The sequence below is a fragment of the Bacillus haikouensis genome (genome assembly GCF_013179555.1).
GTDB classification, from domain to species: domain Bacteria; phylum Bacillota; class Bacilli; order Bacillales; family Bacillaceae_B; genus Rossellomorea; species Rossellomorea haikouensis_A.
Genome location: NZ_JABMCR010000035.1, coordinates 1 through 23120, shown reverse-complemented (window position 1 = coordinate 23120; position 23120 = coordinate 1). Strand labels below are relative to the sequence as shown.

The window sequence follows — 23120 nt, the reverse complement described above, 5'->3', positions numbered from 1 at the left end:
GTCATAATTGACATTGCCACGATCATCGAAAGAATGCCGAAAGTAACCAATGCAATCATCAAACCAAGCAAAATGACAGCATACATACCTGAACGCAGATCGGCATTTGATTTAACGTTTCTTGTATGTTCAGTAGTAAAGTAAAAATCACTTGATTGTACTCTCTTATTGAACTCCTGGCCGGCAACCAATAGTAATATGTCTCCTGGTTTTAATATGATATCGCCTATTTTTGTCTTCATCCGCTGATTTTGCCTGTGGACTGCAATGACTGCTGCATCATATCTGCTTCTGAATTGGGTTTCCTTAATTTTTTGGTGAAGGAGGGGGGAATGATGGGAAATAACCGCTTCCACCAATTTATGTTTTTTTGGAAAATCTTCTCCGATGGAACCTTGGAGTTCCAGTCCCTTAGTTTGTTGAAGTTCAGCAATTGTTGTGATATCACCTGTAAAGAGTAATCGGTCGCCTGCTTTGAGAACAGTGCTATTTGATACAGGTGCAATGGTTTCCTCATCTCTGATGATACTCACGAGGAACAACCCTTTTAAACTCCTTAATCTGGCTTCCTTAATGGTTTTATGAAGATATGGATAATCTGTTGTAATCAGTGCTTCCCCTGTAAACTCCCTCAACGACTCAACCACCCGCATGGAATTGGTTTTCCGGTCGGGAAGCAGATAAGGACTTAATAGAATCAGATATACCAACCCAAGGATCGTTACAGGAATCCCTACCTTTGCCAGTTCGAAGAAGGTAAATCCCTTAAAACCATTATCCAGAAGGAGTCCATGAACTACTAAATTGGTGGAGGTACCGATAAGTGTGATCATCCCGCCCAAAATGGTTGAATAGGATAGAGGAATAAGAAACTTCGATGGTGATAGACCGTGATCTTCACACCATTTCCTGATGATCGGGGTAAAAGCGATGACTATAGGTGTATTGTTGATGAAAGCAGATAGTAAAGAAACGGGAGGGAGGAGCCTGATCAATGAGAGCTTTGTGGAGGATGAATGTGCCAGCAGCCTCTGGAAAAGCTTATCGACTATTCCGCAATTTTGAATCGTCCCTGCGATAATGAAGAGCAGTCCGATCGTAAGCATGCCTTCGTTGGAGAAACCTTTGACTGCCTCCTTTACTGTAACAACCCCAGTCAATATAAAGACCAGAAGAGTTGAAGGAATGATGATTGCAGGCCTTCCGATTTCCAGTACGAGGAACGAAAGCATCAAGAGCAGAACAGCGGCCACAAAATAAAATTCAATCATAGTGATGTCTCCTTTGCTATTCCGCTGTCGAATCCCTGTTTTGCATCTCTGCAGTCAGCACCTCAATCACTTCCGGTCTTGAGAATTCCAATGGAGGTACCTGTCCATTTTTCAGCATAGCCCGCACCTTTGTGCCGCTCAGGTGGATGTGTAAATCTTTATCGTGTGGACATGTTTTAGACGTCGCCATTGAAGCACACTTCTTACAATAGAAGGCATGTTCAAACCTCAGGATTTCTATGTTTAGCTCTTCTTTTAAAAATTGGTCAAAAATCTCCTGTGCATCATACGTTCCATAGTAATCTCCGACACCTGCATGGTCCCTGCCCACAATGAAATGGGTGCATCCGAAGTTTTTCCGTACAATGCTGTGAAAAACAGCTTCTCTTGGACCTGCATATCTCATTGCAGCGGGAAAGACTGATAAAAGCACCCTGTTAGGCGGGTAATAATTCTCCAACAGGACTTTATAGCTCTTCATGCGAATATCTGCAGGAATATCATCCGGCTTGGTGTTACCGACAAGAGGATGGATAAGTAAACCATCTACATTTTCAAGTGCTGTTTTCTGAAGGTATTCATGTGCACGATGTATCGGGTTGCGTGTCTGGAAGGCGGCGATTGTACGCCATCCAAGAGTTTGAAAGGTTTCTCTCAGTTGTTGAGGGGTCTGAAATTCACTCGTGAATATATGTTTGGGTTTATTGACCAGTGTCACTGGACCTGCTACATAATAATCTCCTTTTTCGAACACTTTTTTTACTCCGGGGTGGTTTGGGTCGGTTGTTTTATATACGAATAAGGCTTCTGCTTTCTTACTGTATTCATAGATCTCCTCTATTTCCAACACTCCATATATGACTCCATCACCGCCCCTTAATGAAACGGCTTGTCCGATCGACACCTGATCTTTTATTTCTTTAGATATAGATAGATTTATCGGGAGACTCCATATATCTCCGCTGCTGAGTCTCATCTCTTTTAGTACCTGGAGATAATCTTTCTGGTTCATGAACCCTTTTAGTGGACTGAATGCGCCCGTGGAAATCAGAACCAAGTCTGAAAGGCTCCAGGAATCCAGTTTAATAGAAAAAAAACTTTTCGCCTTTTCTGCTATTTGAGTTCTGCTTTCGCCTTCTGCCACCCTGTTGATGAGGGTGCCTCCGTGTGGAGTTATCATAAAAATCTTTCTCCTTTCCTTACTTGATGCGAATACAAATATTCTCTCTATTATTTTATGTAAAAGTCAATATTCGGAGAGGGCACATCACAAAAATAATCAAATACCTATATATTCATAAATTAGTAAACCGAATCATAAAATGAAAAGATACTAATCTCGAGAAAAAAGGGTGATTCGCTTGAATCTAAAGCTATTACTTAATGGTGAAGAATGGGGGGAGGTCTCCTACGATTCAGTCCCTTCACTTCAGTATGTTTGTGCAGAGAATAACCTGGAGTTCAACTTGATCGAAAACACACGAACCATTGAAATCTGGAGCTGCTTAAAAGGAAAAACAGTATGGTTATCCATTACTGGTTCTACACAGGATGTAGAAATAAATATGAAAGAACAATTAGAATCATTTCTAGACCCATATGGGATCAAAGTATCATTGGTGGAGCAGAACACGACCTTTAACGAAGACGACTTGTATATGGAAGTGTCCCTATCTGGGAGCGATGGAGGAAAGCCATCTCTTTATATAGGTTTGAACAGCAGGCTTAGCTCAACCGATTTTTCAAAAATACTTTATTTATATCGGGAATATATTGATTTTAAAGGGTATAAATTATTGTCGAACTCCCATAACTGCGCCCACCTTAAATGCATCGTCCAATTTAAGAAGAGTGAAGAACAATTGAATCAATTAAAGTTCTTGCTAACAAACTGTGTATTGAAATCTTTTATCAAAAACAGAAAAACATATGTAATCGATTTGAATTTAATCAATTTACTATCTGTCGTGAAGAACCGAATACCATCTGGAATTAAATCAGCAGAAATCAAAAATACTGCTAAAAAAACAGAGGTAATCAGCGAAGATGAATATGAACAAGCAAAGTTAAGAAAGAGGAATAAAAAGAATATACCAAAGGACCCCAAAGCAGAGGTTTACTTCGATTACAACTTGATCCCAAACCGCAAAACGGAAAAATACACCCTTAAGGCAGATTTCATCATTAAAAACACAGGGACTGCTGTTCTTCATAATCCCAAAATATGTTTCAGAGTCAACCCACCTGAAAGAATTGAAATAGGCGGACAGATCCTTCCTCCTGAAATGAGTGAAATTTTCTCCGTGCAAGGGGAAATGGGAGCGGAAGGGTGGAAGTACAGCGGAAAAGATTGGCTGGAGAAAGCATATTCAACCGGAGAATACTGGATAGAGCCGATTCAGGATATGGAGCTTCATCCAGGAGAAACAACAGGTATTGAAGGAATTCAATTCACGATTGATAACCTCAATGAGCAGGAATCTTCCACTATACTGGGGTTTGTATTATTTGAAGATCAAGAACTTCAGCTAAGCTCAAATAATAAAATAATGATTACATTTTAACTGAAAACGATGCCACGGAATCTACTGTGGCATCGTTTTTTTATTTATTTTCATCCTTTATGAAATAATGATCCTTCGGAGCTGGAAGTTTCTCTGCAGAAGATTTCTGACGTGCTGTAATGATATGATTCTGACTGCGTTTTTGGCTCTCCACCATTCTTTTGAGTTCCAATAAGCTGTGTGTCAATGTGGAATTATATTCCCGTATGGAGTCGACCTCTGTAAGAAAATCAAGAAACCTTTGTTCCACTTGCTTAAACTTTCCCTCCAGTACATCATTCTGTATAGTAAAGTGAATTTCCTGTTCCTGCTCAACCGCTTCAATTCTTTCATCCTGCAGTTTAGTTCGTTGATCGATATCTGCAAATTGAGAGGAAAGCCACCATTCGTTTTCTTCAAAATGTTTTTGATATTGACTTATAAATGTTTTAATGTATTCCATTTTTTGCTTTTCTGCTTCTATTAATTGATTCTTTGCAAATTGCAATGAATCAAGGGCATGTTTTCTCTCTGACATTACCTTTTCTAACTCTTCGGTTTTAGTCATCAGGTTATAGAAAAGTTCTTTTTTCGTATCTTCAGAATGAGCCAATGCTGAGTTCAAATCTGAAATATGCAGTTTTTTACTTTGAATTTCACTGTTTAAGCTGTCTATTTTTCTTAGGTGCAGGATGTTTTCCTCCACCAGGGATTGATTTTTATTGAATAGATCCTGCTGGTTCTTCTTGATTTCCGATATTTTTTGAGTTAATTGTTTTTTTTCAAGCTCGATGGAAAGGAGTTCTTGTTGAAGGTCATTTTTGGTCACTTGATGCTGCTGCAATAACTCTTCCTTGCCATGTAAGGCGTCATGAAGAGCCCTTACTTGACTTTCAAGCTTCTCTTTGCCTTCTTTAAACAGGTTTCGGTCATTAATGAGTTCCCTTTCAACTGTTTCGTTCTCATCTATGCTGCGGCAGGCAAGCGTTAATTCCTCCCGCACCTTTCGAAGTTGATCCTTATGGTACTCATTTTCAGCATACAAATAACTGCTTTTTAGAGTTCGAATCGTTTTATTCAAATTATATATCTCAGATTTCAAATAAAGGACCTCTTGATCAGAAATCGTGTACATCGGTGGTAATTTAGCATCCTCCTTTATAACAATCACCTCCTAAAGACTTTTATTCTATAGTATGGATCCAATCTGGTAACGTTACAAAAAAACAAGCTGTTTAAATTGCTTAAAAGTTATTGTGTATAAGTTCTTATAATATTTCATAGATTACTAGAAGCAGTGCTATAAATATGTTGAAGCCTACCGACAGTCGTCCACTCATTTCTTCAAAAAAATCATAGATTATAGTAAGTCAGTAGAAAAGGAAAATTCACTATTTTTAATGCGCTTATGGCCTTTTCCATTGATTAATTTATGACTATCAGGAGTGAATGGATATGAAAAAGAATACAGGCTGCGGATTTGGCCATCACGGATGCCCTCCACAACCATCAAACGATAAAGCAAAATCAAAAAGCTTATCTACAGACACATTCGTACCAAATATTGACTTGGAAGAAGTAACGGTTGTTCTTGGTGATGTATTTCTTCAATCTTTAACAGAAGCGGATATTTATCTTCCAACGTATGCAAGTGCAATTAAGAACATTGAGAAAAACGTCTCGCTCACCCAGTGTAAAGCAATTCCTGTACCAGGGTTCCCGGATTTCGTGAAATTATTTGTAGAGGGGATTGTCCACAAGAACATTCAATATGTTGAAGGTTCATACGGAGTAGTTAAAGATTATAGTATTGACATTCCTTTTAAAGCGTATGATCGAGTGAGACTTGCTACTCCCGTCAATAGTCCGTTCGGAATTGACTTCAGCATTAAGGAAAACGTGTTGCAAAGAAGGGAACTTGCCAAGGACGGAATGGGAGCTAACCGTTGCGAATTCGGATCATTGACATTTGAAATCAATAATGAGCCGATAAATTGCAAACTTCTTGCTTCTGCAGTAAATCAGTGGGATATTACCGAAAACTTTGACAATTGGGGACGGTTTAATAAGATTACAGAAAAAATGGACATCAACCTTCTAATTAAATTAACTCAGAAGAGACAACAATTGTCTGGAGATGCTGATACAGCTGGAGGAGAAGAGCAGCAAGGTCCAGAAGTTGTCTTTAATCGTTTCAGGAACATCATCCAGAAATAATGGTGTGATTAACTGGATCACGTGTCCTAAAAGGCATTTAAAATGAATACGGAGATAACTGTGAGTAGATCGAGTGACGAGTTGAAAAGGGGATCACCTTGAGAGTGAGCCCCTTCCTCTTTATACATATCATTGAAGCGAATCATCCAAATGGACCTGAATAAATTGTTCTTGGGTTAAATGGAGGCATAACTGCAAACAACCTTGAATTTTTAAGGTTGATTTTCCATTTTGCTTTAAAGGTTCATGTTGACTGATAAATGTGAATTCCTGTAGAGAATGTTGAATTGAATCACAGAAGGAATAATGACATTCATGATGAGTGGTTGATTCTTGGTTACTATCTGCTTGGAACGTGTATTCTCTCTGATCACTTTTAGGGATATTTGGTGGAAGTATCCAGCATGTGGATTTGGTGTGATTCCATTTAATCGGGATTTTGATAGAGTGAATAGAACCTGTTTCCCCGGGACTCACATATTCAATCGCAGCTACAAGCTTCCCTTTCACAAATACAATAGCATCAGGAATAGAGGTATGTGTCTTAAGAGATTTGATGGACCAATGTATGGACTGTATATGTTCAATTGGAAACGGGAATTCATAATCTTCATAGATGGCGACTTCAATCTGCAAAGTAGACAGTACAACTGGAATTTTTACAGTTAAAGAACGTAAGTCAGGTAAGGTGGTTTCGATCACATTTTCCATTTGGTCCGGTGAAAATAGTTCATTTTCGAAACGCTCTTTTAATGCAGTCAGATTCGGATGTTCATGTTGTGCTTCCTCGACATCATCATGATTTTCGTTTATCATTTCCCGCTCTGTGGAAATTTTTTTGAGAACGGAGGTTAGGGAATCAATGCAATGAACTAAATCAGTGTTTTTACTTTTCATCTGACTCGATTTATTTTCACAGTATATTGATTCTAAGTAGTGACTAAATGAAGGCAGGTGATTTTCTTCATGTTCAAACTCAAGATTCGAATACGTTTCTTCTTCAAGTGCAAAAGTGGAAGAATCATTCGAACTGTCAATTAGTTCTTGGTCGTTTTCTTGTTCCTGATGGAGATTTCCTTCTTCCTCCATCTCCTCCTCCAACATCATGAATATCTCTTCTCGAATCGACACAGATTCATTTCCCACTTTTGTACCCTCTATGAGAACTTCTTCATCCACAGAGGGATCGATTCCTTTATTTTCATCTGAAGTTGAATGACCGATGTTGTTCCTGTTATCAAATAAATCCTTTTCGGTTTTATCGGGAATCAAGTCCTGAGATTCGTGTTCATCATCCGCATCCACCGATTCATCGGCCTTGCTCAAATTATTTCCCTGGTTTACCCCTATATCCATCACCTTAGGAGGAGGAAAAAATGTTGGATGGGAATGAGTTTTCTCCTTTGACTCCTTTGGCAGGATTGTATCTTTTGTTAGATTATTTTTATTCGTTTCCAGACCTTCAACGGAAAGATCATGCTTCTGATTTAGATTAAATAGAGAAAATGAATAGTGAGGTGAATTATTATTGGGCAATCTTCGACTGTTACTTTCGTTTTCTTCCATTTTTTTCAAAAAATAGTCATCTGCATCATTATGCTCATCTCTCATAATCATGGTGATTGGTGCACTTCCACATCACACCTAATCATTTTCCTCCTCTCTAAAAATGAATGAATAGTCATGATCAGTCGCAATCATCATTCGTGGTGGAAGTAACCCGTATCTGTTGGTTCTGAAGGACTTTCACACAAATATCTATGACCATTTTTTCTTCTATTGTGCGGAAGCAGCCTTCTCCAATTGGACCGGAATAAGGGAGCGGACTTCGGTCAATTGCTTCATCCCATTCGATGATTTTACTTGAAACTAACTCACAGTACGGGATTTCATTGTAGAATTGATGGCTTTCCTGATGAAATTGAGATAAATCATGGGTAAGTAATTCATCTTTCTCAGGGTACCCGGAAGACAGGGGTTTCGAAATAAGAAAATCAAATTCTTGGCGCTTATTCACTTCTGGCATGACGGGCATGGATAAGAAATGCTTAATGTCTGTCACACATTGAAAGGGTATATCTACTGTGTAAGAGTGAAGATCTGAGGCAATCGAAGAATGGGAAGTATCTTCAATTTCTTTACAAGGGCTTGCATATTGGATGTTTTTTCGTACAAAACCTTTTACAAAGAGTTTATTAGAAGGAAGAAGAAGTCTGCACTGTGTTAATTTTATCGTTTTTTTAATATCTTTAATTTCCAAAACGGATTCTGGAAAGGTAATCGTCGCATCTACATTTACCTGTAGTGTCAGTTCAGCCAATACGACAGGTACCTTGGTCACGATTTTTCCGATACTGACTTTTGGTTGATGACAGTGGTTTTTACAATCATGCACATTTGACGTTGCATGACAATCGGACATTTTATGATGATTCTCAAACATAAGGAACCTCCTAAAGCAAGATAATTCCATATTATGATTTAGATCGATAGTTGTTTGGGCCAGAGCCTATATGTAAGATGAGTATTTACTTGAGAACGATACACACCCGCTTTGAGAAAGGTAAAAAAGCACTCCCCCTAGAGTAGGGGGAGTGCTGGTAATATTAGGCATCTGCGTCTAATGCATCAATACGAACCTGCTGATTTTGTAATACTTTAATGGTAAAGTTGAGTGACATTTTTTCAAGCATATTGTAGAAATACCCTTCACCTACAGGACCTTCAGATACACGGTCTGTGGATTCATCCCACTCTAGAATGCTGCTGGAAAGCAGTTCACAATAAGGAAGCTGATTATAGAATTGATTGCTGAATTGATGGAACTGGGAGATATCATTGGATAGAAATTGATCCTTTTCCGGAAAGCCTGTCCCTAAGTTTTGAGCTCTAAAGAAGTCAAATTCCTGACGATTATTCGTTCTAGGGAGTTGGACTGGAGAATCCAGGGTAATCGTAGTCATACATTTAAAAGGGACACGGACCGTTAATGATTTAATGTCAGAAGATACACAGGATCCGTCGAATCCAGATCCTCCGCATGGTGTTGCATATTGAATGTTTTTGCGCACATATCCTGATAATAACAAAGGAAATTGTGCACCATCCTCACTGAAGTCGCCATTGCTGGTTGGAATCGTCATTAAACGGCACTGTACAATTTCAACATTCTTTTTTACATCTTTGATTTCCATAACAGGTTCAGGAAATGTAATATGTGCTTCAAGATTGCTGGAAACACGATATACTCCTAAATCCACTGGTACATGGACAGTTCTTTCACCTGCCGGGGTTAGAATGGGATCTACGGTTGTATTGTCGCAGTGATCGAGTGAAGCAGACTTATCTACGTTCACACAATTTTTATTCTTATGGTAATCACTCATTTTTTTTCCTCCTATTTGATAAACAATATTTAAACTACACTTTATTGTATGCTGATCGAATCTATTAAGAGTGGATATATGAATCAGTATAAAAGTGGAAATTTACTAGGGAAAATCTTCTTAGTAGAAATAACGCTCTTCGATTTTGCATTACTGCCCTGAAAAATTTATGACTGGGTACGTGCACAGATGTTTTCTATCCCGGCATAAGCTTTAAGGAAGGAGGAGGATGTAATGGATAGGTATAATTATGCAGCGGTTGACTTGGGTAACAGCTTTTATAAAGCAATTGTTTCAACTAAAGGTGAAGTGAGAGAGTACTCCATGCCGAATGCAATTGCCTTATTTGATGAAGAGTTTTATGAGAAACCTTACGATGACGAGGATGTTTTACTACAAGACAATTTGATTGTGGAAGTGAACAGTTCAGCGCTTCATGAAAAAAGAGATACGTTTTATATCGGTAAAGCAGCAGCCAGACAGCGTAATGTGAGTTTAACATCCTTGAATAATCAGAAAGTAGATGAAGACCGTACTTACACCATTTTATTTGGCATGTTGGCACATCATGCTGCACTGAACAGCCAATCTGATACAGATGTATCCTTTGAAATCGATCAATTGGCGGTATCTTTGCCGACTACTCAGTATAAAGAGCGGAAAGATACGTTGAAAAGCCGTCTAATCGGGACTCATACAGTATATCTTCACAAGGTTCCAGGAATGATTGCTCCTAAAGAAATTATTGTAAGACTTCATATTAAAGATGTCATAGTCGGGGCTGAAGGAGCCTGTGCTTACCTGGCGTTAACTCGGGATGATGAAACATTGGGAATTAAAGATGAAGCTCTCTTGCAGGAGACTGCCAAAGGGATCCTTATCGGGGACCTGGGAGGGGATTCAGTGGATTTTGTAGGAATCAAAAACAATAAGCCAGTGGCTTCCATTGAGGGTGAGCTTTTCGGGATCAACCAGTTTTTAGATCATATCATACAAAAAGTGAGTAAGTATGAGTTATACAAGTTCGACTCAAGGTCTGAGCTTGAGGAGAAGCTGGTGGCAGGTCAATCCGAGTGGTATGTAGAGCCATTCGCCGGTGTCAAAAAAGATATAAGTAAATATATCATTCCTCAATTGAAATCATTGTCCATAAAATACCTGGAACATTTCGATCGGATCCGAAATAGCTCAAATGAAATCAAAGGAGCGGTCAAATACATTGCAGTGGGTGGTGCCGCAAAAATTGCCGAAACCCATATTAGGGAAGCGGCCGTGAAATGGGCTGAAAGAGGCCGTCCTATCGAATTATATTTCCCGCCAAAAATGGAAAAATTAAATGTATCAGGATTAATGATCCTTGCAAAATTGAATCAATTAAAAAACAATCCTGTGCATATTGAATATACAAAAAGCTAAAGGGTGATGAGCATGCCTAAGAAATATGCAGATTACTTTCAGGATACGATTTTAACAATCCCGGAGAGCTTCGTAAATGTTAAAACAGGGGAAACAAAAGCCATCACTTCTAAGATAAAAGAGCAAGTCGCCTATCATGCAAAAAACAATACGTTGAATCATCTTGTTTTTTCAGCACTTCATGATTACTTGCATCACTCTAAACCTGTTCAAGTCAATATGACATCAGAACATGCTATATTAGAAGAACTAGTTGAATTAAAGAGATTGCTGCTTCAAAATGGAAATGATTCCAATGATTTCTCCAAGAGCTTAAATGAATCCACCATCGAAAGTCGAAAAGAACATGAACATACTACTGTTGGAATGAAAGAAATTGACGATTTACTTGAGGCTTTTGGAGGATGAAAAAGGTGAACGATTCTCGTTCACCTTTTATAATGCGGAATGTAATTATAAATGAACGGCAGGCAGGCAGGTAATAGCGCAGAAACAAGACAAGTCTACAGTTATGCAAATTCCCGTTTCCATCAAATCATTAACACTTTTGTGGTCTATCTGTTTACAAGGTGAGGAGAGTGCACATTTACTATCATGGTGATGGTGGGAATCTCCCTTATGATGGTCGGACTTAAATGTCAATAATTCAAGAGTCGCACATTTATGATCAAGGTCTATTAATTTGAATACATAGGTCTCAACGCACTTGAATGTCTTATCCTTTTTTGAATGACAATGATAGGTGGTAATACCAGTGCCTTTAAATGGCTTGCATCCACAATATAAAATAAACGGGATGGTATTCTTTTTGTATTTCTTTTTTTCACAAAGTAAATCCTCTATGGACTTTTTACAGGAAGAATCACAACCATGTTCTTTTTTCACTTTTTTCTGAGCTTCAAGGATTGCTTCTAAAACGTCACCTACACAATGATCAAAATGTCGGGGACGTGATTCACGGCATTTATAATTCTGATAATCTTCATGATAATATGTGTCATGAGCATTTGATTTTTGACTATAACTCATTATTTTACACTCCTTTACAATTTGCTACTAATTATCATACGTTGATAAGGGAGTATTCGATTGAGCCTCTAGCCTAAAACCAAAAAAATAGATTTAAAGTACATATTTGGTAGTTGTTCAGTCATTGGGGTTCATCGATAGGAGAGGCAGTTTGATTCCATATAAAATGAAACGATCATAATACATCAGATTTTCTAGCTAAAAGAGGAGTGAAACATTTCCAACACTTAAGCGACTCTATTGTATGTAGGAATGAAAACCTTTATACTATAGTAATGTGAAACAATGTACATCCTGTTAATTCGGCCGGCTATATATATAGAAGAAAACGGTTTGGTTATAGAGTTAGAAAGGGGAGTTTTTCATGAACGAAGAGCAACGCAAACACGGGCAGCAGGCGAAGTCTGATATTCCATCGGACAAAAAATCCGAAAAGGATTACAGTAAATACTTCCAAAGCGTCTACATTCCGCCGTCATTGAAAGATGCGAAAAAACGGGGAAAAGAAGAAGTGAAATATCATAATGATTTTGCCATTGAGGACCAATATAGAGGATTGGGCGAAGGCAAGAAGTTCTACATCCGTACTTACGGCTGCCAGATGAATGAACATGACACAGAAGTCATGGCCGGGATTTTCATGGCCCTTGGCTATGAGGCGACATACACGACAGAAGATGCAGATGTTATTCTGTTGAATACATGTGCCATCCGGGAGAATGCCGAGAACAAGGTATTCGGGGAACTCGGCCACTTAAAGCACTTAAAACGTGAAAAGCCTGATCTTTTAATCGGGGTTTGCGGCTGTATGTCCCAGGAAGAAGCGGTAGTAAATAAAATTCTGAAGACATATCATCAAGTAGATATGATTTTCGGAACACACAATATCCACCGTCTTCCACAGATCTTATCCGATGCCTATATGTCGAAAGCAATGGTCGTTGAGGTCTGGTCGAAAGAAGGGGATGTTATCGAAAACCTTCCTAAGGTCCGCCGCGGCAACATTAAAGCATGGGTGAACATCATGTACGGATGCGATAAATTCTGTACGTACTGTATCGTACCTTATACACGCGGAAAAGAACGGAGCAGACGTCCAGAAGAAATCATTGCCGAAGTTCGGCACCTTGCAGCACAGGGTTATCAAGAGGTCACGCTTCTTGGACAGAATGTAAATGCGTACGGCAAAGATATTGAGGACCTGGAAAATTATGGTCTGGGTGACTTGATGGATGAATTGCGTAAGATCGACATTCCGCGCATCCGCTTCACAACGAGCCATCCGAGGGATTTTGATGATCATTTGATCGAAGTGCTTGCCAAGAAAGGGAACCTGGTGGAACATATCCACTTGCCGGTTCAATCAGGCTCAACACCTGTCTTGAAAATTATGGCCCGCAAGTACAATCGTGAGCAGTTCCTTGAACTGGTCAGGAAAATCAAACAGGCCATGCCAGAGGTTGCATTGACAACAGACATCATTGTCGGTTACCCGAATGAAACGGAAGAGCAATTCGAAGAAACACTTTCACTTTACCGGGAAGTGGAATTCGAGGCGGCATACACATATATATACTCTCCGCGTGAAGGTACTCCGGCAGCCAAGATGAAAGATAATGTACCGATGGAAGTTAAGAAAGACAGGTTAAGAAGACTGAATGCACTCGTCCAGGAATACTCAGCAAAAGCACTGAAGAAATATGAAGGTACAACGGTTGAAGTTCTGGTTGATGGGGAAAGCAAGAAAAACCCTGAAATCCTTGCAGGATATACAAGGAGAAATAAGCTGGTGAACTTTAAAGCTCCAAAAACAGCAATCGGGAAGATTGTAAAAGTTAAAATCACTGATACAAAATCCTGGTCATTAGACGGTGAAATGATAGAAGTTGGCCAGATAGGTTCAGAATTTCAAGAAGCAGCAGAGGTGAAGTGAGATGGCTAAATATACAAAAGATGATATCATGAAGAGAGCAGATGAGTTAGCAGAAATGATCGCGGAAACAGAAGAAGTGGACTTCTTCAAGCGCGCCGAAGCGCAGATACATGAAAATCAAAAAGTGCGTGAAATGATCGCAAGCATCAAAAGCCTGCAGAAGCAGGCAGTGAACTTCCAGCATTATGGGAAAACAGAAGCTTTGAAAATGGTGGAAGCCAAAATAGAAAACCTTGAAAAAGAAATCGATGAGATTCCGGTCGTTCAACAATTCAAGGAGTCGCAGACAGATGTGAATGATCTGCTTCAAATCGTGGCATCCGTGATTTCCAACAATGTAACGGACCACATCATCGAATCAACAGGCGGAGATATCCTTCGCGGCGAAACCGGCTCCCAAGTTAAAAACTCAACACCTGGCAGCTGTTCATAAGAAACTAAGAAAGAATAATTGTATTTAAAATAAGACCAATGCCATGAAGAAAATGCTCTTCATGGCATTGGTCTTTCTTTTTAGAAGTCGTTCCAGCGCTTGATTTCCGTGCAAGACTCCTTCGGAAAGCGAAGTCTTGCACGGAAATCAATAGCGGTGCAGCCAGGCAGATTCAAACTGCTTAGGTACCCGCATTATTAATCCCCCCAAATACCTTTTAGGGAACATTCAATGGGTATTCGCATACAATACATTAACTCGCAACAATTCCATTATGCAATAAAATTTTCTCGCACAAACACCTAGATAGTCGCATAAGATGAATTGAAAATGAATGAGGAGGTTCGCTCGAATGGCAGAATATAGAGAGATTATCACGAAAGCGGTCGTAGCGAAGGGGCGCAAATTCACACAGTCCCATCATACGATCAGCCCGCCGCATAATCCATCGAGCATTTTAGGCTGCTGGATCATCAATCACAAGTATGAAGCACGTAAAGTAGGCAAAAAGGTAGAAATACACGGTTCATTTGACGTTAATGTATGGTATTCACACAGTGATAACACAAAAACATCAGTTGTAACAGAAAGAGTCGATTACTGTGATGAAATCAAACTCAAATACCGTGATCCGGACGCCTTAGATGACATTGAAGTATGTGCTCGCGTACTCCAACAGCCGAATTGCTGTGAAGCGGTGATTTCCCCAAATGGCAACAGGATCATTGTTCACGTAGAACGTGAATTCCTGGTGGAAGTTATCGGGGAAACCAAAGTATGTGTACTTGTAAATCCGGAAGGCTGCGACGATGATGACTGGGATTGCGACTTAGACGATGAAGAATTCGAAGAGCTTGATGCAGACTTCTTAGAAGGAGTAGAAGAATAGCCTTTACTAGGAAGACGGCCTCTTCCTAGTTTTTTCTTCTGTTTCGTAAGACATTACGGAGATATCTCATTAGTAAAAAGCGGCAACTATACATGAGTGGAAAATAATAACGGATTACTAAAGAGCGTCTCCACGATGCTCTTTTTTCTTTTATTTCTATTCCAGCAAAGGGAGTTAAAGAGGGCTTTTTTATAAAATGAGTAACAGACTGATGACTGCACATGAAACAGAAGCGATCAATCCTGTGAACAATGGTTTGAAGCCAAGCATGGAAAGATCTTTAAGGCTGACCTGTAGTCCTACGGCTGCCATGACCATGATGATCATAAATTTCGAGCCGGATTTAAGAGTATCTTCAAGGATGCCGGGTATTACACCGAATGTATGAAGCACTGATATCCCCAGGAACAACAGAACAAACCAAGGAAACGCCTGTTTGTAAGATGATCCTTCTGAGGTTGTTTCATTTTTCAAGATGAAAGGTAACAGAAACATGACAGGAATCAGAAACAGAGTACGTCCAAGTTTGACTGTAGTGGCTACACCACCGACATGTTCACCATACCTGTAACCGTGTGCAACAGCCGATGATGTATCGTGTACTGCAGTACCTGACCATATTCCAAAAGAAGTCTGAGGTAACCCAAGTAAATGTCCAATAACGGGAAAGAAAATAAAAGCAATGAGATTAAAAACAACGATTGTCGATAACGCTATAGCGGTTTCGTTCTCTTCTGCCCCGATGATCCCCTTGACTGCAGATATGGCGGTAGCCCCGCATATACTTGTTCCTATACCGATCAGTAAACTTAACCTTGGATGGATTCCCAGTGATTTTCCAACAATACAGGTCACGCTTATACCGGTTGCGACAGAAATGAAAATGACCCAAAGTGCAGACTGACCGATACTTAATATTTCAACAAGGCTCAACCCTGCACCCAAAAATACAATTGCCACTTTTAAAAGTCTTTTCAATGTAAATTGAATACCGGGAGTCCATGACTCAGGAAGGGCAATAGTATTCCTATGATGATAGCAAACAAAAGGCTCCCCACTAAAGGAAACCATGATTCAGGTCCTTTCGCGAATATACTAATGACTAAGATGATTAAGAGCCCCGCAGCTTCTTTTGGGGTTCTATTTCCTTGATGTTCGGTCACGACATGTTAGCTCCTTTTATAAAAAACGATCTCTAAGTATAATATATAATGAGAATTATGGGGACTCATTACTGCATTTCTATTGTATGTTAGAATAGAACGATATGTATAGACCATTGCGAAAGGATTTTTATATGAAAAAAACATTAGTATTGGCAGAAAAACCTTCTGTGGGAAGAGACATTGCACGTGTGCTTCAGTGCACTAAAAAAGGGAATGGATATCTAGAAGGAAAAGAATTTATCGTGACGTGGGCTCTTGGCCATCTTGTCACTTTAGCGGACCCTGAAACCTATGAAGATAAATATAAAACTTGGAAACTGGAAGACTTGCCTATGATGCCTTCATCATTGAAGCTCGTGGTGATCAAGAAAACAGGTAAACAGTTTAATGCAGTGAAAACTCAGATGAACCGCCCTGATATCGGCACCATTGTTATCGCAACAGACGCAGGGAGGGAAGGAGAACTTGTAGCACGGTGGATCATCGAGAAGGCCAGAGTGAATAAGCCCCTGAAACGATTGTGGATATCTTCTGTTACTGACAAAGCCATCAAGGCTGGATTTGATAATCTGAAAGATGCCAAGAAGTACGAGAATCTTTACGAAGCTGCACAGGCACGGTCTGAAGCCGACTGGTATGTCGGTATGAATGCAACCAGAGCATTGACTACTAAATATAATGCTCAGCTGTCATGCGGACGGGTTCAGACTCCAACATTAAGCATTATTGCCCAGCGGGAAGAGGAGATAAAGCATTTTAAACCAAAACCATATTATGGTATAAAAGCGGCGACCGAAAAAGGGAATTTTTTATGGTCAAACTCCAATGGCGACACAAAGACGTATTCCAAGCATGAAATCGACAGTATTATGTCATCCATAAGGAAAGAGAAGAAAGCAGTAATCAAGTCAGTGAAAAAGACTGTAAAGAAACAATTTGCCCCTTCTCTTTATGATCTTACAGAATTACAGAGGGATGCACATAAAATATATGGATTCAGTGCCAAGGAAACACTTTCAATCATGCAAAAATTGTATGAACAGCATAAACTGGTAACGTATCCCCGTACAGATAGTAAACATCTGTCATCAGATATAACAGATACGCTCAAAATCCGTTTGAAAGCGATCAGTATACAACCCTATCGCATGTCAGCCAATAAGGCATTAAACCGCCCCTTATCATTGTCAAATGCTTATGTTGATGATCGGAAAGTAAGTGATCACCATGCGATCATCCCTACTGAGGAAACCCCTTTCCTTCAGCGATTACAGGACAAGGAAGTTAAGATATATGATTTGATTGTAAAACGATTTCTGGCGATATTCCTGCCTCCTTTTCAATATGAACAAACAAAAGTTGAATTGAAAATCGGTAATGAGCTTTTCCATACTAAAGGAAAACGTATTACAGATAGAGGCTGGAAAGAGGTATATGGCTTTGATAACGAAGAAGATCAGTTATTAGGCAAAATGGAAGAAAGTATGGAACTAAATGTTCTTTCTCTTGTCGAAACGGAAGGAAAGACCACTCCTCCAAGCCGGTTTAATGAAGGAACTTTATTATCAGCTATGGAGAACCCGGGAAAGTATATGAAAGAAAGCAATAAGGAATTATTGGAAACCATCGGAGAGACAGGGGGGCTGGGGACCGTAGCAACCAGAGCGGATATTATAGAGAAGCTTTTTAACTCCGGAGTCATGGAACTGCAGGGTAAAGAAATACATCTTACTTCCAAAGGAAAACAATTATTGGATCTTGCCCCGGATGAATTGCGGTCTCCTTCACTTACAGCGGAGTGGGAATTGAAACTCGACAAAATCGCTAAAGGATCTCTGAAAAAACAGGAATTCATAAATGAGATTAAAGATTACACTAATAAATCGGTTCACGAAATAAAAAATTCTAATAAGAAATATTCTCATGATAATCTCACTGGATCGAAGTGTCCTGATTGCGGGAACCTGATGTTGGAGATTAAGAACAAAAATGGAAAAAAACTAGTCTGCCAGGACCGTGAATGTGGACACAGAAAAAATATCAGCAAGAAAACAAATGCTCGATGCCCGAATTGCCATAAACGATTAGAGTTGCGAGGAGAAGGCGATGGTCAGCTATTTGTGTGTGTGTGCGGGCACAAAGAGAAACTATCCACTTTCAATGACCGCAGAAAAAAAGAAAAGAATAATAAGGCAAGCAAGCGTGATGTAAACAAGTACTTGAAAACCCAGCAAAATGACGAACCGGCGAACACAGCTTTGGCAGATGCGCTGGCGAAATTAAAATTGGATCAATAATTATTCCAGAAAGATAGGGACCATATATAAAATCCCTATCTTTTTTCTGTATATATTGATAGAATATTCTTAATAATTCAGAGAACGGGGTGAAAGAATGACACCGGTAACAATAAAAGGTTTTTTCTCGTCCATCCAAACCGGCAATAGGGATGCAGTGGAGCAGACTTTACAGGCGGATACAAACTTGTGTAACGCCGAAGATGAAAATGGTTTGATCGCATTAGGCGTCGCAGCGCATTATGGACAAATCGAGATTGTCCGGCTTTTATTAAATTATGGGGCTGATATCAATTCGGTATCAAACTCGAAGGTTTCCTATATACCATCCAACAGTGCACTTCATGCAGCCATAGCAGGTAAGGCACCGATAAACCTGGTAGAGTTTTTATTAACAGAAGGAGCGGATATTCACTGTGTTGATTCTGCTGGATATACGCCTCTCCACATTGCCGCATTTGACGGGGATGAAGAGGTCGTCACCATGCTGCTTCAATACAGGGCCGATCCAGGGCATAAAAATACAGCAGACCAAATGACACCTCACGATATTGCAAAAGATAAAGGCAACACGGATTTTATTAAAGCATACGAACAATATTCAGCAAAGTGATGGTCAAGTTCATGGAAGAAGCATATCCTTTTTATTTAAGGATATGCTTCTTTTTTATTTCTCAAAAAGCAATCCAATGAATGTAAACACTTACACAGCCGCTATCAAAGGATCTCAATGAAAAATCACAAGTCATTATTATCAGAAAAAATAATCTTTTTAGAAAATTCTGTTGTTATTTGTCGTAATACATATTAAAATGAATCTTAATTTCATCTGAAGGGAGGACATCATGATGCTTACATTTCTTGCATCAGTCAGTATTTTAGTAGCAGGTTATTTTATCTATTCAAAGGTGGTTGAAAAGATTTTCGGGATTGACGATGAGAATATAACACCTGCCTACGCTAGTAAAGACGGTTTTGATTACATGCCGATGAGCTGGTGGAAGGCAAGCTTAGTGCAATTATTAAATATTGCGGGACTAGGACCGATCTTTGGGGCAATCATGGGAGCTTTATATGGTCCGATTGCATTCATTTGGATCGTTGTCGGCACATTATTCGCAGGTGCGGTTCATGATTATTTTTCCGGAATGCTGTCTCTCCGGCATAATGGAGCTCAATTTCCTTCACTGGTTGGCAAATATCTAGGAAAACATGTCAGGTCCGTAATGAATATACTTTCAATCATTCTGATGATACTGGTTGCTGCTGCGTTCACTTCAGGACCTGCCCAATTGATGGCAGAAGTGACGCCGTTATCCTTCATGGCATCATTGTTGATTATATTTACATATTTTATTCTTGCTACAGTCTTACCGGTCAATAAAATCATTGGTAAGATCTATCCGATTTTTGGTGCAATACTTATTTTTATGGCATTAGCGATTGGAATAGGATTGTTCTTCTTCGAACACCCGGTACCAAATTTGACGATGGCAAATTTACACCCTCAGGAGCTTCCGTTGTGGCCATTACTAATGGTAACTGTTTCCTGCGGAGCGATATCAGGCTTCCATTCCACTCAGAGTCCGATCCTTGCAAGAACCTTGAAGAAGGAAAGCGAAGGCAGGAAAGTGTTTTACGGTGCAATGGTGGCAGAGGGGATCATCGCTTTAATCTGGGCTGCTGCAGGAATGGCATTCTTTAATGGTACAGGAGGTCTGCAGGAAGCACTGGCCTCAGGTGGACCAGCGGGAGTTGTCAATGAAATCAGTAAAACGACACTCGGTACACTTGGGGGAATCCTTGCCGTACTCGGTGTTATCATCCTGCCGATCACAACTGGCGATACAGCACTCAGGTCTTCAAGAATGATGCTTGCCGATGTATTGTCTGATTTGAGAAAGGAGAAGCTGAAAGGGAAATGGCTGCCTGGACTTTTAGTAATCCCGGTAGCACTCCCGACATTCTTTCTGACCCAGATCGATTATACCTTCCTTTGGAGATACGTAGGCTGGTCGAACCAGGTGGTTGCAACTGTTATGTTATGGACTGCTGCAGTTTATCTGCTCCAACATCATAAGTTCCATTGGATCTGCAGCATACCGGCTTTATTCATGACAGCTGTAGTCAGTTCCTATATTTTTTATGCACCGGAAGGATTTCATCTTCCATACACAGAGTCGATGATAATAGGGGCAGTCATTTGGACAGCCGTACTGATCTGGTTTATACGTCAAGTCCTCAAATACCGCCCAGTCAGGCAGGAACTATTAAAGGTTAAATCAGTTAATTCATGAAACTTTAAGCGATGTGGGAAAAAAGTGATTTAATCTAAGTAAAATCCGAACTATAATTCAAAATTCTTTCATTAGAATTCGAATTAGTTCGGATTTTTTTTATAGGTTCTGTTAAAGCTTGTTGATGTTTTTGGTTGTTCCAGCTGTAAATTTAAGTGCAAGACGAATACTCCCTGCGTTAAAGCAACTAATATGCGGCCCTGCTGGCCGGGGTGGTTCACCGGCCCACCGGCCGCCTGCGGAAAGCAAAGTTTTTAGCGGAAACGGACAGGAATATCAAAACCATCTATTCTGGTATTGTTCCTCTTTTGAGAGTTGTGATTCATTTATGCAGCAACCTCATTTATCGGATGTTTTTATTGGAATTCACTCTAAAAATAGAAACTCCCGGAAAAAAATGTCGATAAAAAACAAGCAAATTTAAAGAAATCCTCTAATTTTTTTACAAAATTTGCAGATATCATATGCTAACGTTAATTCAACTCCGATAAATAGTACATTCTATTTTAGAATTTACATAGTGACAAATAGTCAAAGGAGCTGATTTTACATATTGTATAATGCAAATCAAATGAGGACGAGTTAAAATGAGTTGAAAAGACAAAATATTCAGACATCGATAACCCCATGAAATTTAGTAAGTGCCATCAAAAGTATAAGTATATGAAAGCGCTTACTATTTAGTAGAATCTATAAGTTGAGGAGGAACTGGGATGTCAGACAAAGTGACAATCGGTCTTATTCAAGCTTCACATGATGTGGATGGGAGCGAGCCGGTAGAGGTTCACAAGGAACAATCCATCAAGAAACATATTCAATTAGTAAAAGATGCCGCAAAGAAGGGTGCCCAAATCATTTGTTTACAGGAAATCTTTTATGGTCCGTATTTTTGCTCAGAACAAAATCCAAAATGGTATGATTCAGCAGAGGAAATCCCGAACGGCCCGACAACCAAGCGTTTCCAGGAATTGGCGAAGGAGCTGAATGTCGTCATTGTTCTCCCAATCTATGAGAGGGAAGGGATTGCAACTTATTACAATACAGCAGCTGTCATCGATGCTGACGGATCTTACCTTGGTAAATACCGAAAGCAGCATATCCCTCATGTGGCAGTTGGCAGTGAAGGGCATGGCTTCTGGGAGAAATACTACTTTAAACCGGGGAACCTTGGGTATCCGGTATTTGATACGGCTTATGCAAAAGTGGGAGTATATATCTGCTATGACCGACACTTCCCTGAGGGCGCAAGATTATTAGGGTTGAAAGGAGCGGAAGTGGTATTTAATCCATCTGCAACAGTGGCCGGGCTATCTGAATATTTATGGAAGCTCGAGCAGCCGGCTCATGCTGTTGCAAACGGCTATTACTTGGGTGCTATAAACCGGGTCGGTTATGAGGGGCCATGGAACATGGGTGAATTTTATGGTCAATCTTACTTGGTAGATCCCCGCGGAGGGTTTGTTTCCACCGGCAGCAGAGACAAGGACGAGGTGATCATAGGGGTTATGGACAAGAAATTGATCCGAGAAGTAAGGGATACATGGCAGTTTTATCGTGACCGCAGACCTGAAACATATAATGAAATGACTGCACTGCTGCCCTAATATTACAGGCTGACATCGAAGCGCTCTGTTCTGGAAGCATTCTTTGTCAGCCTGCAGCAGTTTGACTCTATGAATTTATTAACAGGGGAAAAGGGGGAAGCCAGTTTGTCCAAGTCACTTTCACTATTGAATTTAGAGGAGAATTTTCAAGAGGCCCATGACGGATTGTCCAATAGGGATGCGCTGGAAGAAGCAAACCGATGTTTATATTGCTATGATGCACCTTGCATTCAAGCATGTCCGACAGGTATAGACATCCCTTCTTTCATTAAGAAGATAGCATCAGGAAACCTTAAGGGATCGGCAAAAACGATCATGAGTGCAAATCCCGTCGGTGCGAGCTGTTCAAGAGTATGTCCCACAGAAGAGCTTTGCGAAGGGGCATGCGTTCTGAATCACTCGACGAAACCGATCATGATTGGAAATTTACAGCGCTACGCTACCGATTGGGCAAGGCATAATGAAGCGGTATTATTTGAGGCGGGGGAGCCTAACGGCAAGAAGGTTGGCATAATCGGAGGAGGGCCGGCAGGTCTTTCCTCAGCCAGGGAATTAGCGAGACTTGGTTATGAAGTGACCATTTATGAAGCGGCAAAAGAAGCAGGAGGTCTGAACACTTATGGCATTGTTTCTTTCCGG

20 protein-coding genes are annotated in these 23120 nt (G+C 40.0%); 12 read left to right on the top strand and 8 right to left on the bottom strand.

Going from position 1 to position 23120, the window contains the following annotated elements; genetic code table 11:
- Both HP456_RS05575 and sat read right to left on the bottom strand, forming a co-directional pair.
- The coding region (locus HP456_RS05575; protein ID WP_172249022.1) for an SLC13 family permease at positions 1-1271 on the bottom strand (1271 nt) is incomplete at its 3' end.
- 16 nt (positions 1272-1287) lie between these two features.
- Positions 1288-2451 carry a sulfate adenylyltransferase gene (gene sat / locus HP456_RS05570; protein WP_172249021.1) on the bottom strand — a complete coding sequence of 388 codons (1164 nt, stop codon included), beginning with the start codon at positions 2449-2451 and terminating at the stop codon, positions 1288-1290.
- 181 nt (positions 2452-2632) lie between these two features.
- Here sat and HP456_RS05565 point away from each other — a divergent pair, with 181 nt between their 5' ends.
- A complete protein-coding gene (locus HP456_RS05565) occupies positions 2633-3835 on the top strand; it encodes a hypothetical protein (protein WP_172249020.1) in 1203 nt (400 codons plus the stop codon).
- Between the two features lie 40 nt (positions 3836-3875).
- On the opposite strand, the gene HP456_RS05560 is transcribed toward HP456_RS05565, so the two are convergent.
- Positions 3876-4916, bottom strand: a complete 1041-nt coding sequence (locus HP456_RS05560; RefSeq protein ID WP_172249019.1) for a coiled-coil domain-containing protein — start codon at positions 4914-4916, stop codon at positions 3876-3878.
- Positions 4917-5269: 353 nt separating this feature from the next.
- On the opposite strand from HP456_RS05560, the gene HP456_RS05555 reads away from it, so the two are divergent.
- Entirely contained in the window at positions 5270-6031 is a 762-nt protein-coding gene (locus HP456_RS05555) for a CsxC family protein (RefSeq protein WP_216663181.1), read from the top strand.
- Between the two features lie 129 nt (positions 6032-6160).
- On the opposite strand, the gene HP456_RS05550 is transcribed toward HP456_RS05555, so the two are convergent.
- The 3 genes from HP456_RS05550 to HP456_RS05540 all read right to left on the bottom strand — a co-directional run bounded on the left by HP456_RS05550 (position 6161) and on the right by HP456_RS05540 (position 9417).
- Complete coding sequence (locus HP456_RS05550) at positions 6161-7648, bottom strand: hypothetical protein (RefSeq protein WP_172249018.1); 1488 nt, start codon at positions 7646-7648, stop codon at positions 6161-6163.
- A 70-nt stretch (positions 7649-7718) separates the two neighbouring features.
- Positions 7719-8474, bottom strand: coding sequence for a CsxC family protein (locus HP456_RS05545; RefSeq protein WP_172249017.1), 756 nt, complete (start codon positions 8472-8474; stop codon positions 7719-7721).
- 163 nt (positions 8475-8637) lie between these two features.
- On the bottom strand, positions 8638-9417 hold the full coding sequence (locus HP456_RS05540) for a CsxC family protein (protein ID WP_172249016.1): 780 nt from the start codon (positions 9415-9417) through the stop codon (positions 8638-8640).
- Between the two features lie 234 nt (positions 9418-9651).
- Between HP456_RS05540 and HP456_RS05535 the strand changes: the two genes are divergently transcribed.
- Complete coding sequence (locus HP456_RS05535; protein ID WP_172249015.1) at positions 9652-10833, top strand: ParM/StbA family protein; 1182 nt, start codon at positions 9652-9654, stop codon at positions 10831-10833.
- Positions 10834-10845: 12 nt separating this feature from the next.
- Positions 10846-11241, top strand: coding sequence for a hypothetical protein (locus tag HP456_RS05530; RefSeq protein ID WP_172249014.1), 396 nt, complete (start codon positions 10846-10848; stop codon positions 11239-11241).
- Positions 11242-11286: 45 nt separating this feature from the next.
- Here HP456_RS05530 and HP456_RS05525 read toward each other — a convergent pair whose 3' ends face one another.
- Positions 11287-11862, bottom strand: coding sequence for a CotY/CotZ family spore coat protein (locus HP456_RS05525; RefSeq protein WP_172249013.1), 576 nt, complete (start codon positions 11860-11862; stop codon positions 11287-11289).
- 364 nt (positions 11863-12226) lie between these two features.
- Here HP456_RS05525 and miaB point away from each other — a divergent pair, with 364 nt between their 5' ends.
- The 3 genes from miaB (at position 12227) to HP456_RS05510 (ending at position 15117) form a co-directional block, all read left to right on the top strand.
- The gene (gene miaB, locus HP456_RS05520) at positions 12227-13795 is read left to right on the top strand and encodes a tRNA (N6-isopentenyl adenosine(37)-C2)-methylthiotransferase MiaB (RefSeq protein WP_172249012.1); all 1569 of its coding nucleotides are present in this window, start codon (positions 12227-12229) and stop codon (positions 13793-13795) included.
- Position 13796: 1 nt separating this feature from the next.
- A complete protein-coding gene (locus tag HP456_RS05515) occupies positions 13797-14228 on the top strand; it encodes a YlbF/YmcA family competence regulator (RefSeq protein WP_172249011.1) in 432 nt (143 codons plus the stop codon).
- Positions 14229-14580: 352 nt separating this feature from the next.
- Positions 14581-15117 (top strand): outer spore coat protein CotE, encoded by a 537-nt coding sequence (locus HP456_RS05510; RefSeq protein ID WP_172249010.1) that lies wholly within the window; start codon positions 14581-14583, stop codon positions 15115-15117.
- Between the two features lie 189 nt (positions 15118-15306).
- On the opposite strand, the gene HP456_RS05505 is transcribed toward HP456_RS05510, so the two are convergent.
- On the bottom strand, positions 15307-16188 hold the full coding sequence (locus tag HP456_RS05505) for a YeiH family protein (RefSeq protein WP_246288767.1): 882 nt from the start codon (positions 16186-16188) through the stop codon (positions 15307-15309).
- A gap of 226 nt (positions 16189-16414) precedes the next feature.
- Between HP456_RS05505 and HP456_RS05500 the strand changes: the two genes are divergently transcribed.
- The 5 genes from HP456_RS05500 to HP456_RS05480 form a co-directional block, all read left to right on the top strand.
- Positions 16415-18580, top strand: a complete 2166-nt coding sequence (locus HP456_RS05500; protein ID WP_172249009.1) for a DNA topoisomerase III — start codon at positions 16415-16417, stop codon at positions 18578-18580.
- A gap of 97 nt (positions 18581-18677) precedes the next feature.
- The gene (locus HP456_RS05495) at positions 18678-19193 is read left to right on the top strand and encodes an ankyrin repeat domain-containing protein (RefSeq protein WP_172249008.1); all 516 of its coding nucleotides are present in this window, start codon (positions 18678-18680) and stop codon (positions 19191-19193) included.
- 235 nt (positions 19194-19428) lie between these two features.
- Entirely contained in the window at positions 19429-20877 is a 1449-nt protein-coding gene (locus HP456_RS05490) for a carbon starvation CstA family protein (protein WP_172249023.1), read from the top strand.
- Between the two features lie 713 nt (positions 20878-21590).
- Entirely contained in the window at positions 21591-22481 is an 891-nt protein-coding gene (locus HP456_RS05485) for a nitrilase-related carbon-nitrogen hydrolase (RefSeq protein ID WP_172249007.1), read from the top strand.
- Between the two features lie 69 nt (positions 22482-22550).
- A partial coding sequence (locus tag HP456_RS05480) for an FAD-dependent oxidoreductase (RefSeq protein WP_246288764.1) occupies positions 22551-23120 on the top strand: 570 nt, incomplete at its 3' end.

Bases quoted from the DNA above. Each gene is read 5' to 3' on its own strand.
- sat (WP_172249021.1), bottom strand. From the start codon at position 2,451: ATGATAACTCCACACGGAGGCACCCTCATCAACAGGGTGGCAGAAGGC.
- HP456_RS05555 (WP_216663181.1), top strand. From the start codon at position 5,270: ATGAAAAAGAATACAGGCTGCGGATTTGGCCATCACGGATGCCCTCCA.
- HP456_RS05550 (WP_172249018.1), bottom strand. From the start codon at position 7,648: ATGATTATGAGAGATGAGCATAATGATGCAGATGACTATTTTTTGAAA.
- HP456_RS05545 (WP_172249017.1), bottom strand. From the start codon at position 8,474: ATGTTTGAGAATCATCATAAAATGTCCGATTGTCATGCAACGTCAAAT.
- HP456_RS05540 (WP_172249016.1), bottom strand. From the start codon at position 9,417: ATGAGTGATTACCATAAGAATAAAAATTGTGTGAACGTAGATAAGTCT.
- HP456_RS05535 (WP_172249015.1), top strand. From the start codon at position 9,652: ATGGATAGGTATAATTATGCAGCGGTTGACTTGGGTAACAGCTTTTAT.
- HP456_RS05530 (WP_172249014.1), top strand. From the start codon at position 10,846: ATGCCTAAGAAATATGCAGATTACTTTCAGGATACGATTTTAACAATC.
- HP456_RS05525 (WP_172249013.1), bottom strand. From the start codon at position 11,862: ATGAGTTATAGTCAAAAATCAAATGCTCATGACACATATTATCATGAA.
- miaB (WP_172249012.1), top strand. From the start codon at position 12,227: ATGAACGAAGAGCAACGCAAACACGGGCAGCAGGCGAAGTCTGATATT.
- HP456_RS05515 (WP_172249011.1), top strand. From the start codon at position 13,797: ATGGCTAAATATACAAAAGATGATATCATGAAGAGAGCAGATGAGTTA.
- HP456_RS05510 (WP_172249010.1), top strand. From the start codon at position 14,581: ATGGCAGAATATAGAGAGATTATCACGAAAGCGGTCGTAGCGAAGGGG.
- HP456_RS05505 (WP_246288767.1), bottom strand. From the start codon at position 16,188: ATGGTTTCCTTTAGTGGGGAGCCTTTTGTTTGCTATCATCATAGGAAT.
- HP456_RS05500 (WP_172249009.1), top strand. From the start codon at position 16,415: ATGAAAAAAACATTAGTATTGGCAGAAAAACCTTCTGTGGGAAGAGAC.
- HP456_RS05495 (WP_172249008.1), top strand. From the start codon at position 18,678: ATGACACCGGTAACAATAAAAGGTTTTTTCTCGTCCATCCAAACCGGC.
- HP456_RS05490 (WP_172249023.1), top strand. From the start codon at position 19,429: ATGCTTACATTTCTTGCATCAGTCAGTATTTTAGTAGCAGGTTATTTT.
- HP456_RS05485 (WP_172249007.1), top strand. From the start codon at position 21,591: ATGTCAGACAAAGTGACAATCGGTCTTATTCAAGCTTCACATGATGTG.